General features: G+C 68.4%; 19 protein-coding genes. 11 read left to right on the top strand and 8 right to left on the bottom strand.

The window, feature by feature from the left end; all coding sequences use genetic code 11:
- Positions 1–14 precede the first annotated feature (14 nt).
- The 5 genes from ACI7YT_RS15015 to ACI7YT_RS14995 all read right to left on the bottom strand — a co-directional run bounded on the left by ACI7YT_RS15015 (position 15) and on the right by ACI7YT_RS14995 (position 4354).
- Positions 15–1106 (bottom strand): ABC transporter ATP-binding protein, encoded by a 1092-nt coding sequence (locus tag ACI7YT_RS15015; RefSeq protein ID WP_406246532.1) that lies wholly within the window; start codon positions 1104–1106, stop codon positions 15–17.
- The gene (locus ACI7YT_RS15010; RefSeq protein WP_406246531.1) at positions 1103–1897 is read right to left on the bottom strand and encodes an ABC transporter permease; all 795 of its coding nucleotides are present in this window, start codon (positions 1895–1897) and stop codon (positions 1103–1105) included. Before ACI7YT_RS15010 ends, ACI7YT_RS15015 begins: the two co-directional genes overlap by 4 nt.
- Entirely contained in the window at positions 1894–2820 is a 927-nt protein-coding gene (locus ACI7YT_RS15005; protein ID WP_406246529.1) for an ABC transporter permease, read from the bottom strand. The genes ACI7YT_RS15010 and ACI7YT_RS15005 overlap by 4 nt, the downstream gene beginning before the upstream one ends.
- The gene (locus tag ACI7YT_RS15000) at positions 2817–3962 is read right to left on the bottom strand and encodes an ABC transporter substrate-binding protein (protein ID WP_406246527.1); all 1146 of its coding nucleotides are present in this window, start codon (positions 3960–3962) and stop codon (positions 2817–2819) included. The genes ACI7YT_RS15005 and ACI7YT_RS15000 overlap by 4 nt, the downstream gene beginning before the upstream one ends.
- A gap of 209 nt (positions 3963–4171) precedes the next feature.
- Positions 4172–4354: a YegP family protein gene (locus ACI7YT_RS14995; RefSeq protein ID WP_406246526.1), complete on the bottom strand. Its 183-nt coding sequence runs from the start codon at positions 4352–4354 to the stop codon at positions 4172–4174.
- A gap of 117 nt (positions 4355–4471) precedes the next feature.
- Here ACI7YT_RS14995 and ACI7YT_RS14990 point away from each other — a divergent pair, with 117 nt between their 5' ends.
- Positions 4472–4921, top strand: a complete 450-nt coding sequence (locus ACI7YT_RS14990; protein ID WP_406246525.1) for a hypothetical protein — start codon at positions 4472–4474, stop codon at positions 4919–4921.
- An 84-nt stretch (positions 4922–5005) separates the two neighbouring features.
- Here ACI7YT_RS14990 and aspS read toward each other — a convergent pair whose 3' ends face one another.
- Positions 5006–6787 carry an aspartate--tRNA ligase gene (aspS, locus tag ACI7YT_RS14985; protein WP_406246523.1) on the bottom strand — a complete coding sequence of 594 codons (1782 nt, stop codon included), beginning with the start codon at positions 6785–6787 and terminating at the stop codon, positions 5006–5008.
- A 108-nt stretch (positions 6788–6895) separates the two neighbouring features.
- Here aspS and ACI7YT_RS14980 point away from each other — a divergent pair, with 108 nt between their 5' ends.
- The 4 genes from ACI7YT_RS14980 to ACI7YT_RS14965 are packed head-to-tail and all read left to right on the top strand — an operon-like array spanning position 6896 to position 9056.
- Positions 6896–7756 carry a hypothetical protein gene (locus ACI7YT_RS14980; RefSeq protein WP_406246521.1) on the top strand — a complete coding sequence of 287 codons (861 nt, stop codon included), beginning with the start codon at positions 6896–6898 and terminating at the stop codon, positions 7754–7756.
- A complete protein-coding gene (locus tag ACI7YT_RS14975) occupies positions 7737–8033 on the top strand; it encodes a winged helix-turn-helix domain-containing protein (RefSeq protein WP_406246520.1) in 297 nt (98 codons plus the stop codon). The genes ACI7YT_RS14980 and ACI7YT_RS14975 overlap by 20 nt, the downstream gene beginning before the upstream one ends.
- Before the next feature lie 29 nt (positions 8034–8062).
- Positions 8063–8428: a DUF5684 domain-containing protein gene (locus ACI7YT_RS14970; RefSeq protein WP_406246518.1), complete on the top strand. Its 366-nt coding sequence runs from the start codon at positions 8063–8065 to the stop codon at positions 8426–8428.
- Between the two features lie 4 nt (positions 8429–8432).
- The gene (locus ACI7YT_RS14965; protein WP_406246516.1) at positions 8433–9056 is read left to right on the top strand and encodes a histidine phosphatase family protein; all 624 of its coding nucleotides are present in this window, start codon (positions 8433–8435) and stop codon (positions 9054–9056) included.
- A gap of 10 nt (positions 9057–9066) precedes the next feature.
- Here ACI7YT_RS14965 and ACI7YT_RS14960 read toward each other — a convergent pair whose 3' ends face one another.
- On the bottom strand, positions 9067–9972 hold the full coding sequence (locus tag ACI7YT_RS14960) for an NAD(P)/FAD-dependent oxidoreductase (RefSeq protein ID WP_406246515.1): 906 nt from the start codon (positions 9970–9972) through the stop codon (positions 9067–9069).
- 52 nt (positions 9973–10024) lie between these two features.
- Between ACI7YT_RS14960 and ACI7YT_RS14955 the strand changes: the two genes are divergently transcribed.
- The 5 genes from ACI7YT_RS14955 to ccsB are packed head-to-tail and all read left to right on the top strand — an operon-like array spanning position 10025 to position 14597.
- On the top strand, positions 10025–10429 hold the full coding sequence (locus ACI7YT_RS14955; RefSeq protein WP_406246513.1) for a MerR family transcriptional regulator: 405 nt from the start codon (positions 10025–10027) through the stop codon (positions 10427–10429).
- A 52-nt stretch (positions 10430–10481) separates the two neighbouring features.
- Complete coding sequence (locus ACI7YT_RS14950; RefSeq protein ID WP_406246511.1) at positions 10482–11129, top strand: TlpA family protein disulfide reductase; 648 nt, start codon at positions 10482–10484, stop codon at positions 11127–11129.
- Positions 11126–11899, top strand: coding sequence for a cytochrome c biogenesis CcdA family protein (locus ACI7YT_RS14945; protein ID WP_406246510.1), 774 nt, complete (start codon positions 11126–11128; stop codon positions 11897–11899). Before ACI7YT_RS14950 ends, ACI7YT_RS14945 begins: the two co-directional genes overlap by 4 nt.
- A 19-nt stretch (positions 11900–11918) precedes the next feature.
- Positions 11919–13607 (top strand): cytochrome c biogenesis protein ResB, encoded by a 1689-nt coding sequence (locus tag ACI7YT_RS14940; protein ID WP_406246509.1) that lies wholly within the window; start codon positions 11919–11921, stop codon positions 13605–13607.
- 9 nt (positions 13608–13616) lie between these two features.
- Complete coding sequence (gene ccsB / locus ACI7YT_RS14935; protein ID WP_406246507.1) at positions 13617–14597, top strand: c-type cytochrome biogenesis protein CcsB; 981 nt, start codon at positions 13617–13619, stop codon at positions 14595–14597.
- 18 nt (positions 14598–14615) lie between these two features.
- On the opposite strand, the gene ACI7YT_RS14930 is transcribed toward ccsB, so the two are convergent.
- Positions 14616–16178, bottom strand: coding sequence for an SLC13 family permease (locus ACI7YT_RS14930; protein WP_406246505.1), 1563 nt, complete (start codon positions 16176–16178; stop codon positions 14616–14618).
- A 92-nt stretch (positions 16179–16270) separates the two neighbouring features.
- On the opposite strand from ACI7YT_RS14930, the gene ACI7YT_RS14925 reads away from it, so the two are divergent.
- A complete protein-coding gene (locus ACI7YT_RS14925; RefSeq protein WP_406246503.1) occupies positions 16271–17932 on the top strand; it encodes an AbgT family transporter in 1662 nt (553 codons plus the stop codon).
- The last annotated feature ends 29 nt before the right edge of the window (positions 17933–17961 follow it).

Raw genomic sequence — 17961 nt, 5'->3', positions numbered from 1 at the left:
GGCACCACCGGTGCTCAGCCGCGCGCGTGCACGGCGACCGGCTCCGGTGCGACGGCGATGAGCACGCGCTCGCCGAAGGACGGACGTATGCCGGGGGAGTGCTGGAGCCGCACGAGCTCTCCGGACTCCGTGCGCACGAGAGTCCGACGCATGCTGCCGAGGAACGTGCTCTCCTCGACGAGTGCGGTCGTCGAGGCATCCGCTTCCGAGGCGAAGTGCACGTTCTCCGGGCGCAGAAACACATCGACCGGGCCATCGGCCGGACTCTGCAACGGCAGCCGCTGGCCCCAGACGACGACGTGATCGCCGTCCGCGACGCCGGTCACCACACTGGAGAGTCCGACGAAGGCGGCGACCGTCGATGTGGAGGGCGCCGTGTAGAGCTGCTCCGGCGATCCGATCTGCTCGATGCGACCCGCGTTCATCACCGCGATCCGGTCGGACACCGCGAGGGCCTCCTCCTGGTCATGGGTCACGAACACCGTGGTGATGCCCAGGCGCAACTGGATGCGGCGGATCTCGTCCCGCAGCTGTACGCGCACCTTGGCGTCCAGCGCCGACAGGGGCTCGTCCAGCAGCAGCACCTTCGGCTCGGTGACCAGCGCACGGGCGAGCGCGACCCGCTGCTGCTGCCCGCCGGAGAGCTCGTGCGGATACCGGTCGGAGAGGGCCTCGAGGCCGACGAGCGCCAGGGCGTCGAGTGCGCGCCGTGTCGACTCGGCTCTGCCGACCCCGCGCCGGCGCAGCCCGAACGCGGTGTTGTCGGCGATCCGCAGATGCGGGAACAGCGAGTACGACTGGAACACCATGCCGATGTCGCGCTTGTTCGTCGGTACGCGCGACACGTCCTGACCGCCCAGCATCACCGCGCCGGCGTTCGCGCTCTCGAGCCCGGCGAGCACCCTCAGGGCGGTGGTCTTGCCGCATCCGGACGGGCCCAGCAGCGAGACGAATTCGCCTGGTGCGATGTCGAGGTCGACGCCGTGCAGCACCCGCTGGGACCCGTAGTCCTTCACGACGCCCTGAAGCTCGACGCGCGTGCCGTCGCCGGCGTCGGCGAGCAGGAGGTTGTCGGCCGTGGCGGGCAGGGAGTGATCGACGGTCATGAGCGTGCCTTCCGGGTGCCGCGGGCGGCGCGGCCGATGACGAGCAGGAGCAGGAAGCAGAACAACAGGGCGAGGAGAGTGAAGATCGCCGGCGCATACGGGTCCTGCTTCTGCACGACGACCATGGCGGTCTGGAACACCTGCCGATTGAGCAGGGACGCGATGGTGAATTCGCCGAGGACCACGGCGATCGAGATGAGGGATGCCGCCAGCAGCCCCTGTCGAATGTTGGGCACGAGCGCCTTCAGCACCACGGCGGTCCACCCGGCGCCGAGCGAGCGGGCGGCTTCGGCCAGGGTGCGCAGGTCGACGGCATCCATGGATGCCTGGATGGAGCGGTAGGCGAACGGCAGCACGGTGATCCCGTACGCGAAGGCGAGCGTCCACGCGCCGGTGCCCAGCATCCGTCCGACCTGGAGGTATATCGGGGCGAGTCCGACGACCAGGACGATCGCGGGGATCGAGATCGGCAGCAGCACCACGAACTCGAAGAGCGGCTTGAGCCGCTCGAAGCGCAGGTTGACCAGGATCATCGTCGGTGTGAGCACGAGCAGGACGATCGCGACGGTGACGACGGCGAGGAGCAGAGAGTTGCCCAGGCCCGTCCAGATCGGCCGGAGAATGGCGGTCATGCTCGGATCGACGAGGCCGGCCCAGCGCTCGAGCGAGTACGTGCCGTCCGGCATCCGCAGGGTGTAGAGCAGGGTCGAGATCAGGGGGATCGCGAAGAATGCGCCGACCAGGATGCCGACGATCCAGCGGGTGACGCCGCTGGGCGCCAGCGAGTTCACGACTGCCACCGTGCGGCACGGCGCTGGATCAGGGAGTACAGGAACATGACGACGCCGACCACGAGGATCATGCCGAGCGCGAGTGCGCCGGCGAGATTCTCGCGCCCCAGCACGGTCTCGCTCGTGAGCGCCGCCCGGATCTGCAGCGGCACGATCTGCGAGCCCTGGCTGGCGAGCGCCGCGGCCGTGGCGTAGGACGAGAACGCATTCGCGAACAGCAGCAGGAGACTGGCGAGGAACGACGGAGCCAGCACGGGGAAGCCGACGCGCAGCCAGAAACTGGCACGGCTTCCGCCGAGAGTGAGATTCGCCTCCGCCCACTGCGGCTTGAGCCCGGCGAGAGCGGGCATGAACGTGATGACCATGAGCGGCACCTGGAAGTAGATGTACGGGAGGATGAGCCCGGGCAGCGCGTAGAGCCAGTTGCCGTTCGCGAAGATGTCGAGCCCGAACCCGTCGCGAAGGAACACCGTGATGACGCCCTGGGTGCCGATCGTCGCGATGAAGGCGAACGCCAGCATCACGCCGCCGAACTGCGCGAGGACGCCGGCCATGGCATCCACCGTCGTGCGGACCCCGCCCTGCGGATTCATGCCGAGCAGGGCGTAGCAGACGAGCGCACCGACGACGGATCCGACGACGGCGGTCAGCAGCGACAGCCAGGCCGAGTTGGCGAACGTGATCAGGACGACCGGATCGCCGAGCGCGGCCACGTTCGCCCAGGTGAACGAGCCGTCGTCGGTGAAGAATCCGGACCCGATCGCGAGCACGGTCGGCACGGCGAGGAACAGCATCACGTAGGCGGCGAAGGGCACCAGCCCCAGCCAGGCGAACGACGGGCCCGTGCGGCTGCGGCCGGGTGGTGGAGCAGGGACGGGGGCGGATGCCGCGGCATCCGCCCCCGCCGTCGCGACGAGCGTCACTGGACGGCCGCTGCCCACTTCTCGCCGAGCAGGGTGCCGGCGTTCTCGGACTGCTCCTCGGTGGGGACGACCGTCTCGGCGGGCGCTTCGGGCAGCGCGTCCGCGAGGTCGGTGTCGATGGTGCCGGCCTCGATCATGGCCTCCATGCGCACCGGGCGGGCGCCGCCCTTCAGCCACAGGTTCTGCACCTCGTCGCTGTAGAGGAATTCCTGCCACAGGCGCGCGGCGGCCGGGTTCGGAGCGTCGACGTTGATGGCCTGGTTGTAGTAGCCGGCGTAGCCGACGCCGTCGAGGACGACGACCTCCCAGTTGTCGTTGTCGGCGGTGTGCGCGGCGTTGAGGTAGTCCCAGTCGAAGACGACCGGGGTCTCACCGCTGGCGACCGTCGCGGTGGTCACGTCGACCTTGAGGAGGTTGCCTGCGCTCTGCAGCTCGCCGAAGAAGTCGATGCCGGGCTGGAAGTCGTCCAGAGTGCCGTCGGACTGCACAGTGGCGAGGCCGACGGCGGCGAAGGCGGCACCGGCCTGCGTCGGGTCGCCGTTGATCGCGACGGATCCCTTGTAGTCCGCGCCGAGCAGGTCGTCCAGCGCGGCCGGTGCGGGGAACTTCGACGAGTCGTACCCGATCGACATGTACCCGCCGTAATCGCCGACGAACAGCCCCGTGGGCTCCTTGAGCTCCGCGGGGATGTCGTCCCACGTCTCCACCTGGTACGGCGCGAACTGGTCGGTGCTCTGCAGCGCGACGGTCAGGCCGAGGTCGAACACGTCCGGAGCGGTGTCGAGGCCCTTGTTGGTCTCGGCGGCCTGGATCTCCTCAGCGCTGGAGACGTCCGGCGACTGCTCATTGATCGTGATCTCGGGGTACTTCTCGGCGAACAGGTCGAGGATCTCGCCGTAGTTCGCCCAGTCGCGAGGAAGCGCGATGACGTTGAGCTGGCCCTCCGCCTTCGCGGCGGTCTCGAGGTCGGCCAGGGTTCCGAAATCGGCGAGCGACGTGGCCGTCGCGGCATCCACTGCCGAGTCGCCTGATGCGTCTGCGGTCCCGGACGCCTCAGCGGCGCACGAGGCGAGCAGCAGTGCCGTGGCGGCGGTGAGGGCGAGGCCGCTGGCGATGCGGGCGCGACGAGTGACGGGTGCCATGGGGGTTCCTCTCGGGTGTCCGGCGCAGGGTTGCCGGGTTCGGGAGGAACCTATTCCGGCACGGTGACGCGCAGATGCGACCCGAGTGAATGCGAGGTGACGCGCAGGTGGCGACGCTCCGACTCGACGACTCGACGACTCGACGACTCGACGACTCGACGACGAGACCCCCGCTGCGGATGCCGTCAGCGGGGGTCTCGGCGGCCTGATCAGCCGTCGACTTCGACGACCTCGGCGTCCGCTGCGTTGCGGCGGACCGAGTCGATCCCGTTCAGCGCCCCCGCCTTGGACGAGTAGCCCTGGCCGGTGGCGATGACCTCGCCATTGCCCGCCTTGAGACGGAAGCGGTAGTCGCCGCCCTTGTCCTGATACAGCTCGAACTTGCCTGCCATGAGGCATCCTTCCCCTGGGTGGTGGGAGCCGAGAGGCCGCCCGGGTCACACGCTAGCGGGCGCGGGATGCCGAGCGGAAGAGTCCGCCGCCTCCGCAGGACCTGCTTGACTGTGCGCATGACACAACTGCCGCAGACGATCGACGTGACGGGAATCTCCCTCGACCGGCTGGACGCACCCGAGGACATCGCCTGCTGGAGCGGCACGTTCGACGGCGGCGAGATCACCCTGCTGATCGAGCCGGCGGCCGAGCCGTCCGCACAGGCTCTGGATGCCGCGGTCGGTGCCATCGCGGACTTCGATGAACTCCGGTCCGCCGCCGAGCAGTTCCTCGCCACCGAGCTCGCCGGGGACTCTTGGGGGCTCGCGGACGATCAGCGTGCGCTGCTCGCCGGGCGACCGGCGCCGTTCGACGAGCCGGAGGTCGTCGTGTGGCAGGACGGGACCTGGATGATCCGGTTCGCCGAGAGCCCTCTCGCGATGGCAGAGGAGTACGGCATCGGCGTGCTCTTCGCCGGTCGCGTGCCGGTCTCGGTGGAGGACCTGTCCGACGCCGACGAGGCGTGACCTCCAGCCCGCGACACCTCTCCTGAACGGCGAGACCCCGTCGTTTCCACGTGGATACGACGGGGTCTCGCAGACAGGACGGGGTCAGGCCTCGGCATCCTCCGGGACGAAGTCGACGCCGGCCTCGGCGCGCTGCTGATCCGTGATCGGTGCCGGAGCCGAGGTCAGCGGGTCGAAGCCGTTGCCGGTCTTCGGGAACGCGATGACCTCGCGGATCGACTCGGTCTTGGTCAGGTGCTGCAGCACGCGGTCCATGCCGAGCGCGATACCGCCGTGCGGCGGGGCACCGAACTTGAATGCGTCCAGCAGGAAGCCGAACTGCTCGTCGGCCACCTCGTCGCTGATGCCCATGACCTCGAACACGCGCTTCTGCACGTCCTCGCGGTGGATGCGGATCGAGCCGCCGCCGAGCTCCGAGCCGTTGCAGACGATGTCGTACGCGTACGCGAGCGCCGACCCAGGGTCCGTGTCGAAGGTGTCCTCGAACTCCGGCTTCGGGCCGGTGAACGCGTGGTGCACGGCCGTCCATGCTCCGGCTCCGACGGCGACGTCACCGGATGCCACGGCATCCGCTGCCGGTTCGAACATCGGGGCGTCGACCACCCAGGTGAAGGCGAACGTGTCGGGGTCCAGCAGGCCGAGGCGGCGTCCGATCTCGACGCGCGCGGCGCCGAGCAGCGCACGAGAGTCCTTCGCGGAACCGGCGGCGAAGAACGCGCAGTCGCCGGCTTTCGCGCCCACGAGCTCGGCGAGTCCGGCCTGCTCGGCCTCGGACAGGTTCTTGGCGACGGGGCCGCCCAGTGTGCCGTCCTCGTTGAACAGGACGTACGCGAGGCCGCGCGCACCGCGCTGCTTGGCCCAGTCCTGCCAGGCGTCCAGCACCTTGCGCGGCTGCGATGCGCCACCGGGCATGACGACGGCGCCGACGTAGTCGGACTGGAAGACGCGGAACGGGGTCTCTGCGAAGTACTCCGTCGCCTCGACGAGCTCGAGGCCGAAGCGGAGGTCGGGCTTGTCGGAGCCGTACTTCGCCATGGCGTCGGCGTACGTGATGCGCGGCAGCGGGGTCTGCACCTCGACGTCGATGGTCGCCCACATCGCGGGGATGAGCTCCTCCATCAGGGCGATGACGTCTTCCTGGTCGACGAAGCTCATCTCGATGTCGAGCTGCGTGAACTCGGGCTGCCGGTCGGCGCGGAAGTCCTCGTCGCGGTAGCAGCGGGCCATCTGGTAGTACTTCTCGACGCCGCCGACCATGAGCAGCTGCTTGAACAGCTGTGGGCTCTGCGGCAGCGCGTACCAGCTGCCCGGGTGCAGACGCGCGGGCACGACGAAGTCGCGGGCGCCCTCCGGCGTCGACTTCGTCAGCGTCGGGGTCTCGACCTCGAGGAAGTCGCGCGCGTGCAGCACGTCGCGGATCGCCTTGTTCACGTCGGAGCGCAGGCGAAGAGCGGATGCCGACGACGGGCGCCGCAGGTCGAGGTAGCGGTGCTTGAAGCGCACGTCCTCGCCGATCGGGTCGCCGCCTTCGAGGCCGGTGGACACCTGGAACGGCAGGGGAGCGGACTCGTTGAGCACGATGACCTCGGCGGCGATCACCTCGACCTCGCCTGTCGGCAGGTTCGGGTTCTCGTTGCCGGCCGGACGCGCCGAGACGGTGCCGGTGACCTTGAGGACGAACTCGCTGCGCAGCGGGTGCGCGATCTCCTCGTCGCGGATGACCACCTGGGCGATGCCGGAGGCGTCCCGGAGATCGATGAACGCGACTCCTCCGTGATCACGACGACGATCGACCCAACCCGTGAGGGTGACGGTCTGACCGATGTGCTCGGCTCGCAGGGAGCCGGTCGTGTGAGTGCGAAGCACGGAAGATTCCTCCAGTTCGGAAAAGGGAACCTGGCTATTCTACGGGCGCGCGCGGGAAGCGCCGGCGGAGGGGTTGCGGACGCTTGGCATCTGGCAGATACTTTCCAGATGGAAAGTGGACAAGAAGCGCAGGAGCTGCGTCGCATCGACGAACTTCGCGCGCAGGTGAAGCGGATGCCGCGCGAGCACGCTGTGCTGCAACTCGCGATCGCCGTGCTGTTCGCCGGCTACATCGGGGTGTTCGCCTTCACCGGTTCCGCCGAGGGCGGAGTGCAGGCGTTCGGCGGGACGACGGCGACCCTCATCCTGCCGCCCGTGATCATCTCGTCCGCACTCGTGAGCGGCGCGAACGAGCGTTTCGGGAAGAGGGTTCTCCTCACGCGGGCGGATTGGATCGCGGTGGCGCTGTTCGTTATCATGGTCGCCGCCGTCTTCGTCTGGGGCATCGTCGCAGATCGCCACCCCGACACGATCGACCGCTACCCGTGGTGGGTCGCGCTCGTGCTCGCGGTCGTGGCGCTGGTGGTGTTCAGCGCGCGACCACTCGCTGTCATTCTGCGCACCGATGCGCCGATTGCTGACCGTGCGGAAGAACGATCGGTCGGATTGTCTCTCCCTGTGCGCCTCACCACGGCATTCCTCGGAGTGTTCTTCGGGCTGGTCTGCGCGGTCGTGTTCGTGCCGGCGCTCGGCTGGCTCGTGATGATGCTCGGCATGATGATCGTCGTGATCGGACTGGCGGTCCGGAACGAGCCGTGGGGCTTCCTCAACGTCGGCTACGAATGGCGCGTCCCGCAGTGGATCGCGTTCGGCTTCGCCTCGCTGGTCATGTTCCTGCTCGCACTGCTCATCGCTGCGACCGACGTCGTCACGCCCGGCATCGCCGCCGGCGCCGGCGCGCTCGTCGCGGCATCCCTCATCGTGTCCGCCCTCCTCCCCGGACGAAGCCGTGGCGCATCCGCGGCATGACCTCGACGAGGCGCTGCTCACGCCGGTGCGCCTCTCGGTCATGGCGGCCCTCGCCGGCGATGTCGAGCTCGATTTCGCGAGCCTGCGGGACCTGATCGAGTCCGACGACTCGGCGCTGAGCAAGGGCATCTCCCACCTGGAGAAGCTCGGCTACGTGAAGGTCACCAAGGGCTATGTCGGCGCCCGCCCTCGGACATGGGTGCGTTCGACGCTCAAGGGCCGGCGCGCGCTCGATCGGCACGTCGCCGCCCTGCGGGCGATCACCGGGCAGGCATGACGGCCAGGGTGCTCGCTAGACTCGCGGCCATGGACTCGAATCTGATCACCGAGCAGCTCTTCTCCACCGGTTCGGTCGTGACCGGCATCGTGCTGTATCTGCTGTACGCGGTGACGATGTGGAAGGTGTTCGCCAAGGCCGGCTACCCCGGCATCCTGGCCCTGATCCCGATCGTCAACTGGGTGATTCTGGTGAAGATCGCCGGCATGTCCGGGTGGCTCGCGCTGCTCTACCTGATCCCCGTCGTGAACTTCGTGTTCGCGATCGTCGTCGCCATCAAGGAGGGCGCGAACTTCGGCAAGGGCGGGGCGTTCTCGTTCTTCCTGCTGTGGCTCTTCCCGTTCGTCGGGCACCTGATCATCGGGTTCGGGTCAGCCGAGTACCGGAAGGTCTGACCGGGTGCCGGCCGAGCGCCTGCACCTCGTCCGTCACGGCGAGGTGCACAACCCCGACCGCGTGCTCTACGGGCGGCTGCCGAACTTCCGCCTGAGCGATGCCGGCCGTGCCATGGCCAGAGCCGCCGCCGAGTACGTCGTCGGCCTCGACCACACAGTCGCCCAGCTGCGCTGCTCGCCGCTGCAGCGCGCCCGCGAATCCGCCGAGCCGTTCACCGAGATGCTCGGCCTCCCCGCGGAACAGGACGAGCGGATCATCGAGCCCACGAACGTCTTCGAGGGAACGCGGATGCGTCGCGCGCTGCGCGATCCCCGCAACTGGTGGCACCTGCGTCGTCCGTCCACGCCCAGCTGGGGGGAAGCATACGCCTCCATCGCCGAGCGCATGCGTCAGGCGATGAACGACGCCTGGGACGGAACGGATGCCGGTGACATCGTGTTCGTCTCGCACCAGGCGCCGATCTGGATCACGCATCTGTCGGTCGCGGGTCTGCGTCTCCAGCACGACCCGCGGACCCGGCGCTGCTCGCTCTCCAGCGTCACCTCGTTCGAGCGGGTCGGGGACGTGTGGCGCGAAGTCGGCTACGCGGAGCCGGCCGCTTCCGGTGTCGACCTCGGGGCGGTCTGACGCGCCGATGTCAGCGCGCTGATGCCATCAGGTCCTGGATGGCGCCGACCGCGGCGAGCTGACCGGCTGCTGCCGCTGCGACCACGGATGCCATGATCCCCGGCAGCGCCGCACGGTGGGCGAGATCGCCGGCGGCGCTCACGCCCGGAAGCGAGGTGCGCCCGAAGTCGTCGACCTCGATCGCGCCCGAGGGCAGCATCTGCAGATCCAATTGCTCGGCGAACGGTGCCCGCTGGCGGACAGCACCCGCCGCCACGAAGAGTCCGGTGACTGTGGCTTCGCCGTCGGCGGTGCGCACGGCGATCTCGGCATCCGTCCGACCGACGCTTTCGACTGGCGCCGGGTGCACGACCGCTCCGGCCTGTGTGAGCACGGCCGCGACAGCGGGGTCGGCCGCGGTGTCGAGGGGGAAGACGACGATCTCGCCCACGATGCGACCGAGCATCCCGATGAGGTGCGCGGTGCGTTCAGCGGCGCCGAGGATGCCGATGCGCGCGCCGCTGAACTCGTGACCGTCGCAGAACGGGCAGGTGTAGGCGCCTCGACCCCACAGCTCGTCGAGACCGGGCACGTGCGGCAGCACGTCGGCCATGCCGGTCGCCAGGATGATCCGCCGCGCCTGCTCGGAGGAGCCGTCGGCGAGCTCGACCGTGAAGTCGTCCGGCTCGCCGGTGATGCGGGTTGCCGCGGCATCCCTCGTCTCCACGTCGGCGTAGGCGGCCAGCTGGGCCCTGGCAGTCGCGCGGAATTCCGCCGGCGGCGTGCCGTCATTGGCGATCACATTGTGCATGTGCGCCACAGGGCCGTTGCGGTACTCGCCGGAGTCGAGCACCAGCGCGGAGCGGTGCATCCGGCCGAGTGTCAGAGCGGCCTGCAGGCCTGCGGGACCTGCGCCGATCACGATGACGTCGTACATGAGATCTCCTCTCGATCTTGCGTTCGGGATCAGTCTGTGACTTCATGTCAACATGAAGTCAAGCCCTGCGCGTCCCTGGTCCGTCGGCGAGGTCGCCGAGCGGTTCGAGCTCCCTACGAACGTCCTGCGTCACTGGGAGAGCGTCGGCCTGCTCCGGCCGGAGCGCGACGATGCCGGCAGGCGGCGGTACGGCGAGGACGACATCGTGCGCATCGCGGTGATCCAGCGCAGCAAGGCCGCCGGCATGACGCTCGAGCAGATCGGCGTGCTGCTGGACGATGGCCGCAGGGGCAGGCACGAGGTTCTGTACGCGCACCTGGACGACCTCGACCAGCGCATGGAGGAGATGCGCCGATCGCGCGCGATGACCGAGCATGCGCTGCGCTGCAGTGCCCACGACATCACGACCTGCCCACGGTTCCGGGCCGGAGTCGAGGACGTCCTCGCTCGGTTCTGAGACTGGCAGAAGGCTCAGAGTACGCATAGAATCCGCCACGTAGACTGGGGCCGTGCCCGATCACACGGTTCTCTCCGACCGCGCCGGCCAGACCTCCCGTTCCCGCTCGCGGGGAATGCTCGGAGCCGCGCTCGCCGCGGTGCTCGCCGTCGGCCTCGTCGCATGCGCCCCCGACCCCGTCGCCGAGCAGTATCTGAACGGCGAGGACAAGGGCTACATCGCGGCCGACGGATTCACCGTCGTCGAGATCGCTGCCGACGATCGTGGGGAACCCGTCGAGTTCGGTGGAGTGACCGAGGACGGCGAGAAGCTCGACAGCGCTGATCTGGCCGGTGACGTCACGGTGGTGAACTTCTGGTACGCCGGGTGCGCGCCGTGCCGCGTCGAGGCGGCCGACCTGGAGTCGGTCTGGCAGGAGTATCAGGACGAGGGCGTCTCGTTCGTCGGCGTCAACACGTTCGACGAGCCCGATACCGCGAAGGCGTTCGCCGAGACCTACGGGGTCACCTATCCCAGCCTCATGGACGCCAAGACCGGAGAGGCGAAGCTGGCGTTCGCCTCCGTGACTTCGATCCAGGCGACTCCGACGACGCTCGTGCTCGACAAGCAGGGCCGTGTCGCGGCGCGCATCATCGGTCAGCTCGAAAGCGCGTCGATCCTGGAGACGCTGGTCAAGGACGCGCTCGCGGAGAGCGCGTGAACATCCAGGCGCTGATCGGGGACGGCAGCCTGCTGCTCGCGATTCCTGTCGCGATGCTCGCCGGGCTCATCTCGTTCCTCTCGCCGTGCGTGCTGCCGCTCGTTCCGGGGTACCTCGGATTCCTCGGCGCGGCCGTGCCGCAGCGCGGCGCATCGACGTCTGGCACGGGGACGACGGCGACCACCACGACCACCCGCAGCCGTCTCGTGCTCGGCGTGCTCCTCTTCATCCTCGGCTTCACGCTCGTCTTCGTCGCGTTCACCGTGCTCGGCGGCGCCGCCGGCGTGTTCTTCCTGCAGTGGGGCGACCTGCTCACCCGCATCCTCGGCGTCGTGATCATCCTGATGGGTCTCGTCTTCCTCGGACTGTTCGGCTTCGCTCAGCGCGAGTGGCGCTTCCACGTCGACTCCAAGGCCGGCATCATCGGCGCTCCGCTGCTCGGCATCGCACTCGGCATCGGATGGGCGCCGTGCATGGGCCCGACGCTCGCCGCGATCGTCGCGCTGTCGATCAACGTCGGCGACCCCGTTCGCGCCGGATTCCTCGGCATCGCATACTCGATCGGCCTCGGCATCCCGTTCCTGCTGGCGGCGCTCGGATTCGGGTGGGCGACCCGCACGATCGGCTTCCTCCGTCGGCACATCCGCACCCTCAACATCATCGGCGGAGCGATGCTCATCGGCCTCGGCGTCCTGATGGTGACGGGCGTCTGGACGACCATCATGTCGCGCCTGCAGGCGGTGATGGGCAGTGTCTACCTCCCGCTCTGATTCGATCAAGAAGGATGCCGTGAGCTCCGAGTCCGCAGATCCCCTGCGCCCGTCCGACCACATCGACGGGTCCGGCGAGGGCGTGAACCAGCCCAAGCTCGGCTTCGTCGGCTGGCTGCGCTGGGGCTGGCGGCAGCTGACGTCGATGCGCACCGCGCTCGTGCTCCTGCTGATCCTCGCGATCGCGGCGATCCCCGGGTCGGTGTTCCCGCAGCGCATGGCCGACCCCAACGGCGTGACGCAGTGGGAGACCAACAACCCCGAGATGTTCCCCGTGCTCGACGCGATGAGCATGTTCGACGTCTATCTGTCGCCGTGGTTCTCGGCGATCTACCTGCTGCTGTTCACGTCGCTCGTCGGATGCGTCATCCCGCGGATCAGGCACCACGCAAAGGCGCTGCAGACCCGGCCGCCGCGGACCCCTGCCCGGCTGAAGCGCCTGGCCGACCACGCCGAGGTCGACCGCGAGGTCGCCGGTGATCGGGATGCCGCATCCGAAGCATCCCGTGCCGCAGACGTCGCGCAGAAGCAGCTGAAGGCGCTCGGCTACCGCGTGGAGCGGTACGACGCGGGAAAGACGTTCTCGGTCTCGGCCGAGCGGGGCTACTGGCGCGAGACCGGCAATCTGCTGTTCCACCTCGCGCTGGTCGGCGTGCTCGTGACCGTCGGCATCGGCGGCGGGTTCGCGTACACCGGGCAGAAGGTCGTCGTCGAGGGGGAGACGTTCGTCAACTCCCTGGTCGACTACAACTCCATGAACCGCGGCCGCTTCGTCGGCGATGCCGCCCTCGCGCCCTACGCCATGACCCTCGACTCGTTCGACGTCACGTACCAGGAGTTCGGTTCCACCGCATCGGGACAGGCCGGCGACTACTCGGCGAACGTGTCGGTGCGCGATTCGGACGGCTCCGAGTGGGACGGCTCGGCACGGGTGAATCACCCGCTCGAGATCTCGGGCGACAAGATCTACCTGCTCGGCAACGGCTACGCGCCCACGATCACGGTGCGCAACTCCGACGGCACGGTCGTCTTCCGCGACTCGGTCGAGTTCCTGCCGCAGGACACGAACATGACCTCGCTGGGCGTCGTCAAGGTGACCGATGGGATGCCGGAGCAGCTGGGCATGCTCGGGTTCTTCTATCCGACCCAGGGGCAGCTCGAGTCGGGGGCGTACACGTCCATCTACGGCGACACGTACGCACCGCTGCTGACGCTGCGGGTGTACCAGGGCGACCTCGGAATCGACGACGGAACCCCGCGATCGGTCTACACGCTGGACACCACCGACCTCACCGAGATCGCCGGCGGCGACTCGGGCATCGATTCGCTCGAGCTCATGCCCGGCGAGACCGTCGATCTGCCGAACGGGCTCGGAACCGTCACGTTCGAGGACGAGTCCCCCGAGGGGACCGCCGAGGGCGACTACACCGAGTCGGTCAAGCGCTACGCATCGCTGCAGGTCCACCACGATGCTTCTGCGGTGTGGGTGCTGGTGTTCGCGCTGCTCGCGCTGGGCGGTCTCGCCCTCGCGCTGTTCGTGCCGCGCCGGCGCATGTGGGTGAAGGCGACCGCGAGCGACGGCGTCGTGCACCTGGAGTACGCCGGTCTCGCCCGCGGCGAGGATCCCACGATCGCCAAGGCCGTCGCCGATCTCGCGGCCGGACACGAACGACTGCTCGACGATCCCCATAACGACCCCCGAAAGTAGACTGACACCATGGAAGCGCTGGCGCTCGACGACTACTCGCTGCTGTGCATCTGGACAGCCATCGCGATCTACGCTGCGGCCTTCGTCGCGTACGCCTTCGATCTGGCCGGCCGATCAGCGGCCACCGCTGACGCCCGATCGGAGCGGGAGCTCGTGTACGCGGGCGCCGGTTCGTCGGCCGACGCCGGCGCCACGGCATCCGGAACCGAGGGGCCGAAGAAACCCCGCTTCGTCATGGCGCGGATCGGCACGGCGCTCACGGTCCTCGCTTTCCTGTTCCACGTCGCCGCACTCGTCATGCGCGGCGTCGCGGCCGGACGCGTGCCGTGGGCCAACCTCTACGAGTTCGCGATGATCGGCACGGCGCTGATCGTCCTGGTCTATCTCGTCGTTCTGACCCGCGTCGACCTGCGCTACCTCGGCACGTTCATCATCGGGCTCGTGGTCGTGCTGCTCGGGCTCGCGGCCACGAACTTCTACGTCGAGGTCGTCCCGCTGATGGACCCTCTCAAGAGCGTGTGGCTCGTGATCCACGTTTTCGTCGCCTCGCTGGCGACGGCGTTCCTGGCGCTCGCGTGCTCCCTCTCCGTGCTGCAGCTGCTGCAGGCGCGGCGCGAGCGCAAGGTCGCCGAGCAGGCCGACAAGACCGGTCCGCGCTTCCTCGCGACGCTGCCGACGGCCGAGCGCCTGGAAGGCCTCGCCTACCGGTTCGCGATCATCGGCTTCATCTTCTGGACGTTCACCCTCATCGCCGGTGCGATCTGGGCGCAGGATGCCTGGGGCCGCTACTGGGGCTTCGACGTCAAGGAGACCTGGACCTTCATCATCTGGGTGCTCTACGCGGGCTACATCCACGCCAGGGCGACGCGCGGGTGGCGCGGCAGCCCGTCGGCCTGGCTGTCGATCGTCGGCTTCGCCGCCGTGATCTTCAACTTCACGATCGTGAACGTGTTCTTCAAGGGCCTGCACGCCTATTCCGGCCTGAGCTGAGGTCGGCCGTGCCGCCGGTCAGAACGGCCAGATCAGCGGCACGTAGAACACGGCGACGACGAAGTACAGCACCATGAGGGGCAGTCCGAGTCGCGCGTAGTCGCCGAATCGGTAGCCGCCCGGTTCCATCACCATGAGGTTCGCGGGCGTGGCGACCGGGGTCAGCAGGGCCGCGGCGCCGGCGACCGTGAGCGCCATCATGAACGGCATCACGGACACCTCCATCGCGCTCGCCAACGCGATCGCGACGGGAGCGACGATGAGCACGGTCGCGGTGTTGCTGATGAGCTGACCGAGGACCAGGGTGATGAGCACGACGACTGCGACAGCGACGTGCGGCCCGGCATCCCCGAGCATCGACTGCAGCCCGTCCGCGATGAGCTGGGCCGTCCCGGTCTCCTGGAAGGCCGTCGACAGCGGGATCATGCCGGCGACGAGGATCACAGTCGTCCAGGAGATCGCGCGATATGCGCGGGTGACCGACACGACGCGGGTGAGGATCAGCGCCCCGGCGGCGAGCAGTCCCGCGATGGCCGCGGGGACGATGCCGGTCGCGAGCAGGATGATCATGGCGACGAGGATCACGATCGTGCGCTTCGCGCCGACGCCCAGCGGCACGGAGCGCCGCAGGGTCAGGGGAGCTTTCACCACGAGCACCTCGTCCCGCCGCGCCGTATGGCGCTGCAGGTCGTCCCAGGAACCGTCGAGCAGCAGCGCGTCACCAGCACGGAGATCCGTCCCCGACTCGTCCAGGGCCTCGGTGCCACGGCGGACGCCGAGCACCACCAGATCGCCGCTCGGGGTCGTCATGCCGGGGAAGACGTGGAGTCCGATCAGTGACGAGCGCGGCGGGACGACCACTTCCGCCACGCCGCGTGAGCGCGACATCAGCTCCCGATCCGGCGAGATCGCGTAGTCCTCACGCAGCGCCGACGCCAGCTGCTCCAGGTCGACGGGGGCGGATGCCGGCGTGCGATCGGGAAGCAGTCGCGATCCGAACAGCAGGATGATCGCCAGCGTGCCGACGACGAGGGGGAGCCCTGCGAGGGCGAACTCGAAGAAACCGAACTCTCGGCCTCCGTTGTCCTCGGCCATCCCCGAGACGATGATGTTCAGAGGTGTCCCGGTGAGGGCCAGCAGAGACCCGGCGTGGGCGGAGAACGCGAGCGGCATGAGCATCTGCGAGGGCCGGATGCCGGCGCGGGCCGCCACGACGACCACGAGCGGCAGGAGGGCGGCGACGGATCCGTTGACGCTGATCACGGCAGTCAGCGCCGCGGTGAGCAGGCCGATCGTCAGCAGCAGCGGCCGCCGGCTCGTCCCTGTGCGGGCGATCACCTGCTGACCGGCCCACGCCACGATCCCCGTCGATTCGAGTGCCTCGCTGACCACGAACAGGGCGGCGATGAACAGGACGGTCGGATCGCCGAAGCCCGCCAAGGCGCTGTTCAGATCCAGCACACCGGTCAGGTAGAGCGCGATCGAGACGCCGACAGCCACCACTCCGAGCGGAATCCGGTTCGATACGAACGCGATCACGGCGCAGAGCAGGATCACAAGGGTGGTGATGATCGGGTCCATTGCGTCAAACATAGGACCGCGAGTCGCGCAGCCGCACCTGTTTTCGTCGAAAGGCTTGCACGATACAACCTCGCATCGACAGGATGAGTGCCATGTCTGAAGCAAGGGCCTCGAGCCCGGTGGGTGCGCCGAACAAGGGATTCTTGAACTGGATCGAAAAGGTCGGCAACAAGGTGCCGAACCCGACGATCATGTTCATCTATCTCATCGGACTCATCGCCGTCCTCTCCGCGATCCTCGCCTGGGCGGGTGTCTCGGTCACGGATGAGGTCGTCATCCCCGGCCCGCAGGACGAGCTCACGCAGATCAACGAGCAGTTCGGCGGCGGCTGGACGATCTACGACACGACCACCGGCCAGCCGGCTGTGATCCCGGACTACACCATCGAGGAGCGCACGTTCGAGGTGCGCAACCTCATCTCGGTCGAGGGCGTCCGCTTCTTCTTCTCGTCGTTCGTCGACAACTTCGCGAGCTTCGGCGTCGTCGCCGTCGTGCTCATCGCGATGGCCGGCGTCGGCGTGGCCGAGCACGCGGGCCTCATGGGCGCGCTCATCCGCCGGGTCGTCAAGGTCGCGCCGCGTCGACTCATCGCAGCGATCCTCATCTTCGTCGGCGTGCTCTCGTCCGTGGCGACGGATGCCGGGTACCTGATCCTCGTCCCGCTCGCCGCAGCGGCATTCGTCACGGTCGGCCGGCACCCGCTGGCCGGACTCGCCGCGGCCTTCGCCGGAGTCGGTGCGGCGTTCGGCGCGAATCTGCTCATCACGCCGAGCGACAGCATGCTGACAGAGATCACGAACGAGGTGCTCGTCGGAGCCGGCATGGAGCCGATCGAGGTCACGCAGAACTTCTACTTCGGCATCGTGTCGACATTCCTGCTGACGGCCGTGGCCCTTCTCGTGACGATGTTCATCACCGAGAAGCGGCTCGGCAAGTACGACCGCAGCGAGATGACCATCGCCGACGATGCGGAGAACGTCGACCACGATGCGGAGGCGCGCGGTCTGAAGTTCTCGTTCTGGGCGCTGCTCGGATTCGTCGCGGTGATCCTCGCGCTCACCCTGCCACCTGGTGCGCCGCTGCGCGACCCGGAGACCGGGGACATCATCGGAACGACGCCGTTCATGGCGAGCCTCGTCTTCATCATCTCGCTCGCCTTCCTCGTCTGCGGTGTGGCCTACGGAGCCGGCGCCAGGACGTTGCGCGGCGGGGATGCCGCAGTGGCGGCCATCGCGAAGACATTCGGCACGCTCGGCGGGCTGCTGGTGATGTTCCTGATGATCGCCCAGTTCATCGCGCTGTTCAATTGGACGAATCTGCCGACGGTCGCCGCGATCTCGGCCGCGGAGCTGCTCGAACAGGCCAGCGTCCCGGCGATCGTGCTCCTGCTCGCCTTCATCGTCGTGATCGTGATCCTCGACTTCATCCTTCCGGGCCTCGTGCCCAAGTGGGTCATCTTCGCACCGGTGTTCATCCCGATCTTCGCCTCGCTGGATGTCGCGCCCCAGACGCTGCTGGCCGCCTACCGCGTCGGCGATTCCCCGGTGAACGTGCTGACGCCGCTGATGGTCTACCTGCCGTTCATGGTCACCGTCGCCCAGCGCTACAAGAAGGATGCCGGCATCGGCACGATCATCGCGCTCATGATCCCGTACGCCGTATGGATGCTGCTCGCATGGACAGCGCTCTACGTCGTCTGGTTCGCGCTCGGCATCCCGTGGGGCCCCGGCTCCCCGGTGGACATCGCCGGCTGACCCCTACCGACTCGACCGAAGGAGCACTG

Source organism: Microbacterium sp. M (genome assembly GCF_045181065.1).
In the GTDB taxonomy this organism is placed as follows: domain Bacteria; phylum Actinomycetota; class Actinomycetes; order Actinomycetales; family Microbacteriaceae; genus Microbacterium.
The sequence above is the reverse complement of the archived record's forward strand: the minus strand, read 5'-3'. Positions and strand labels throughout refer to the sequence as shown.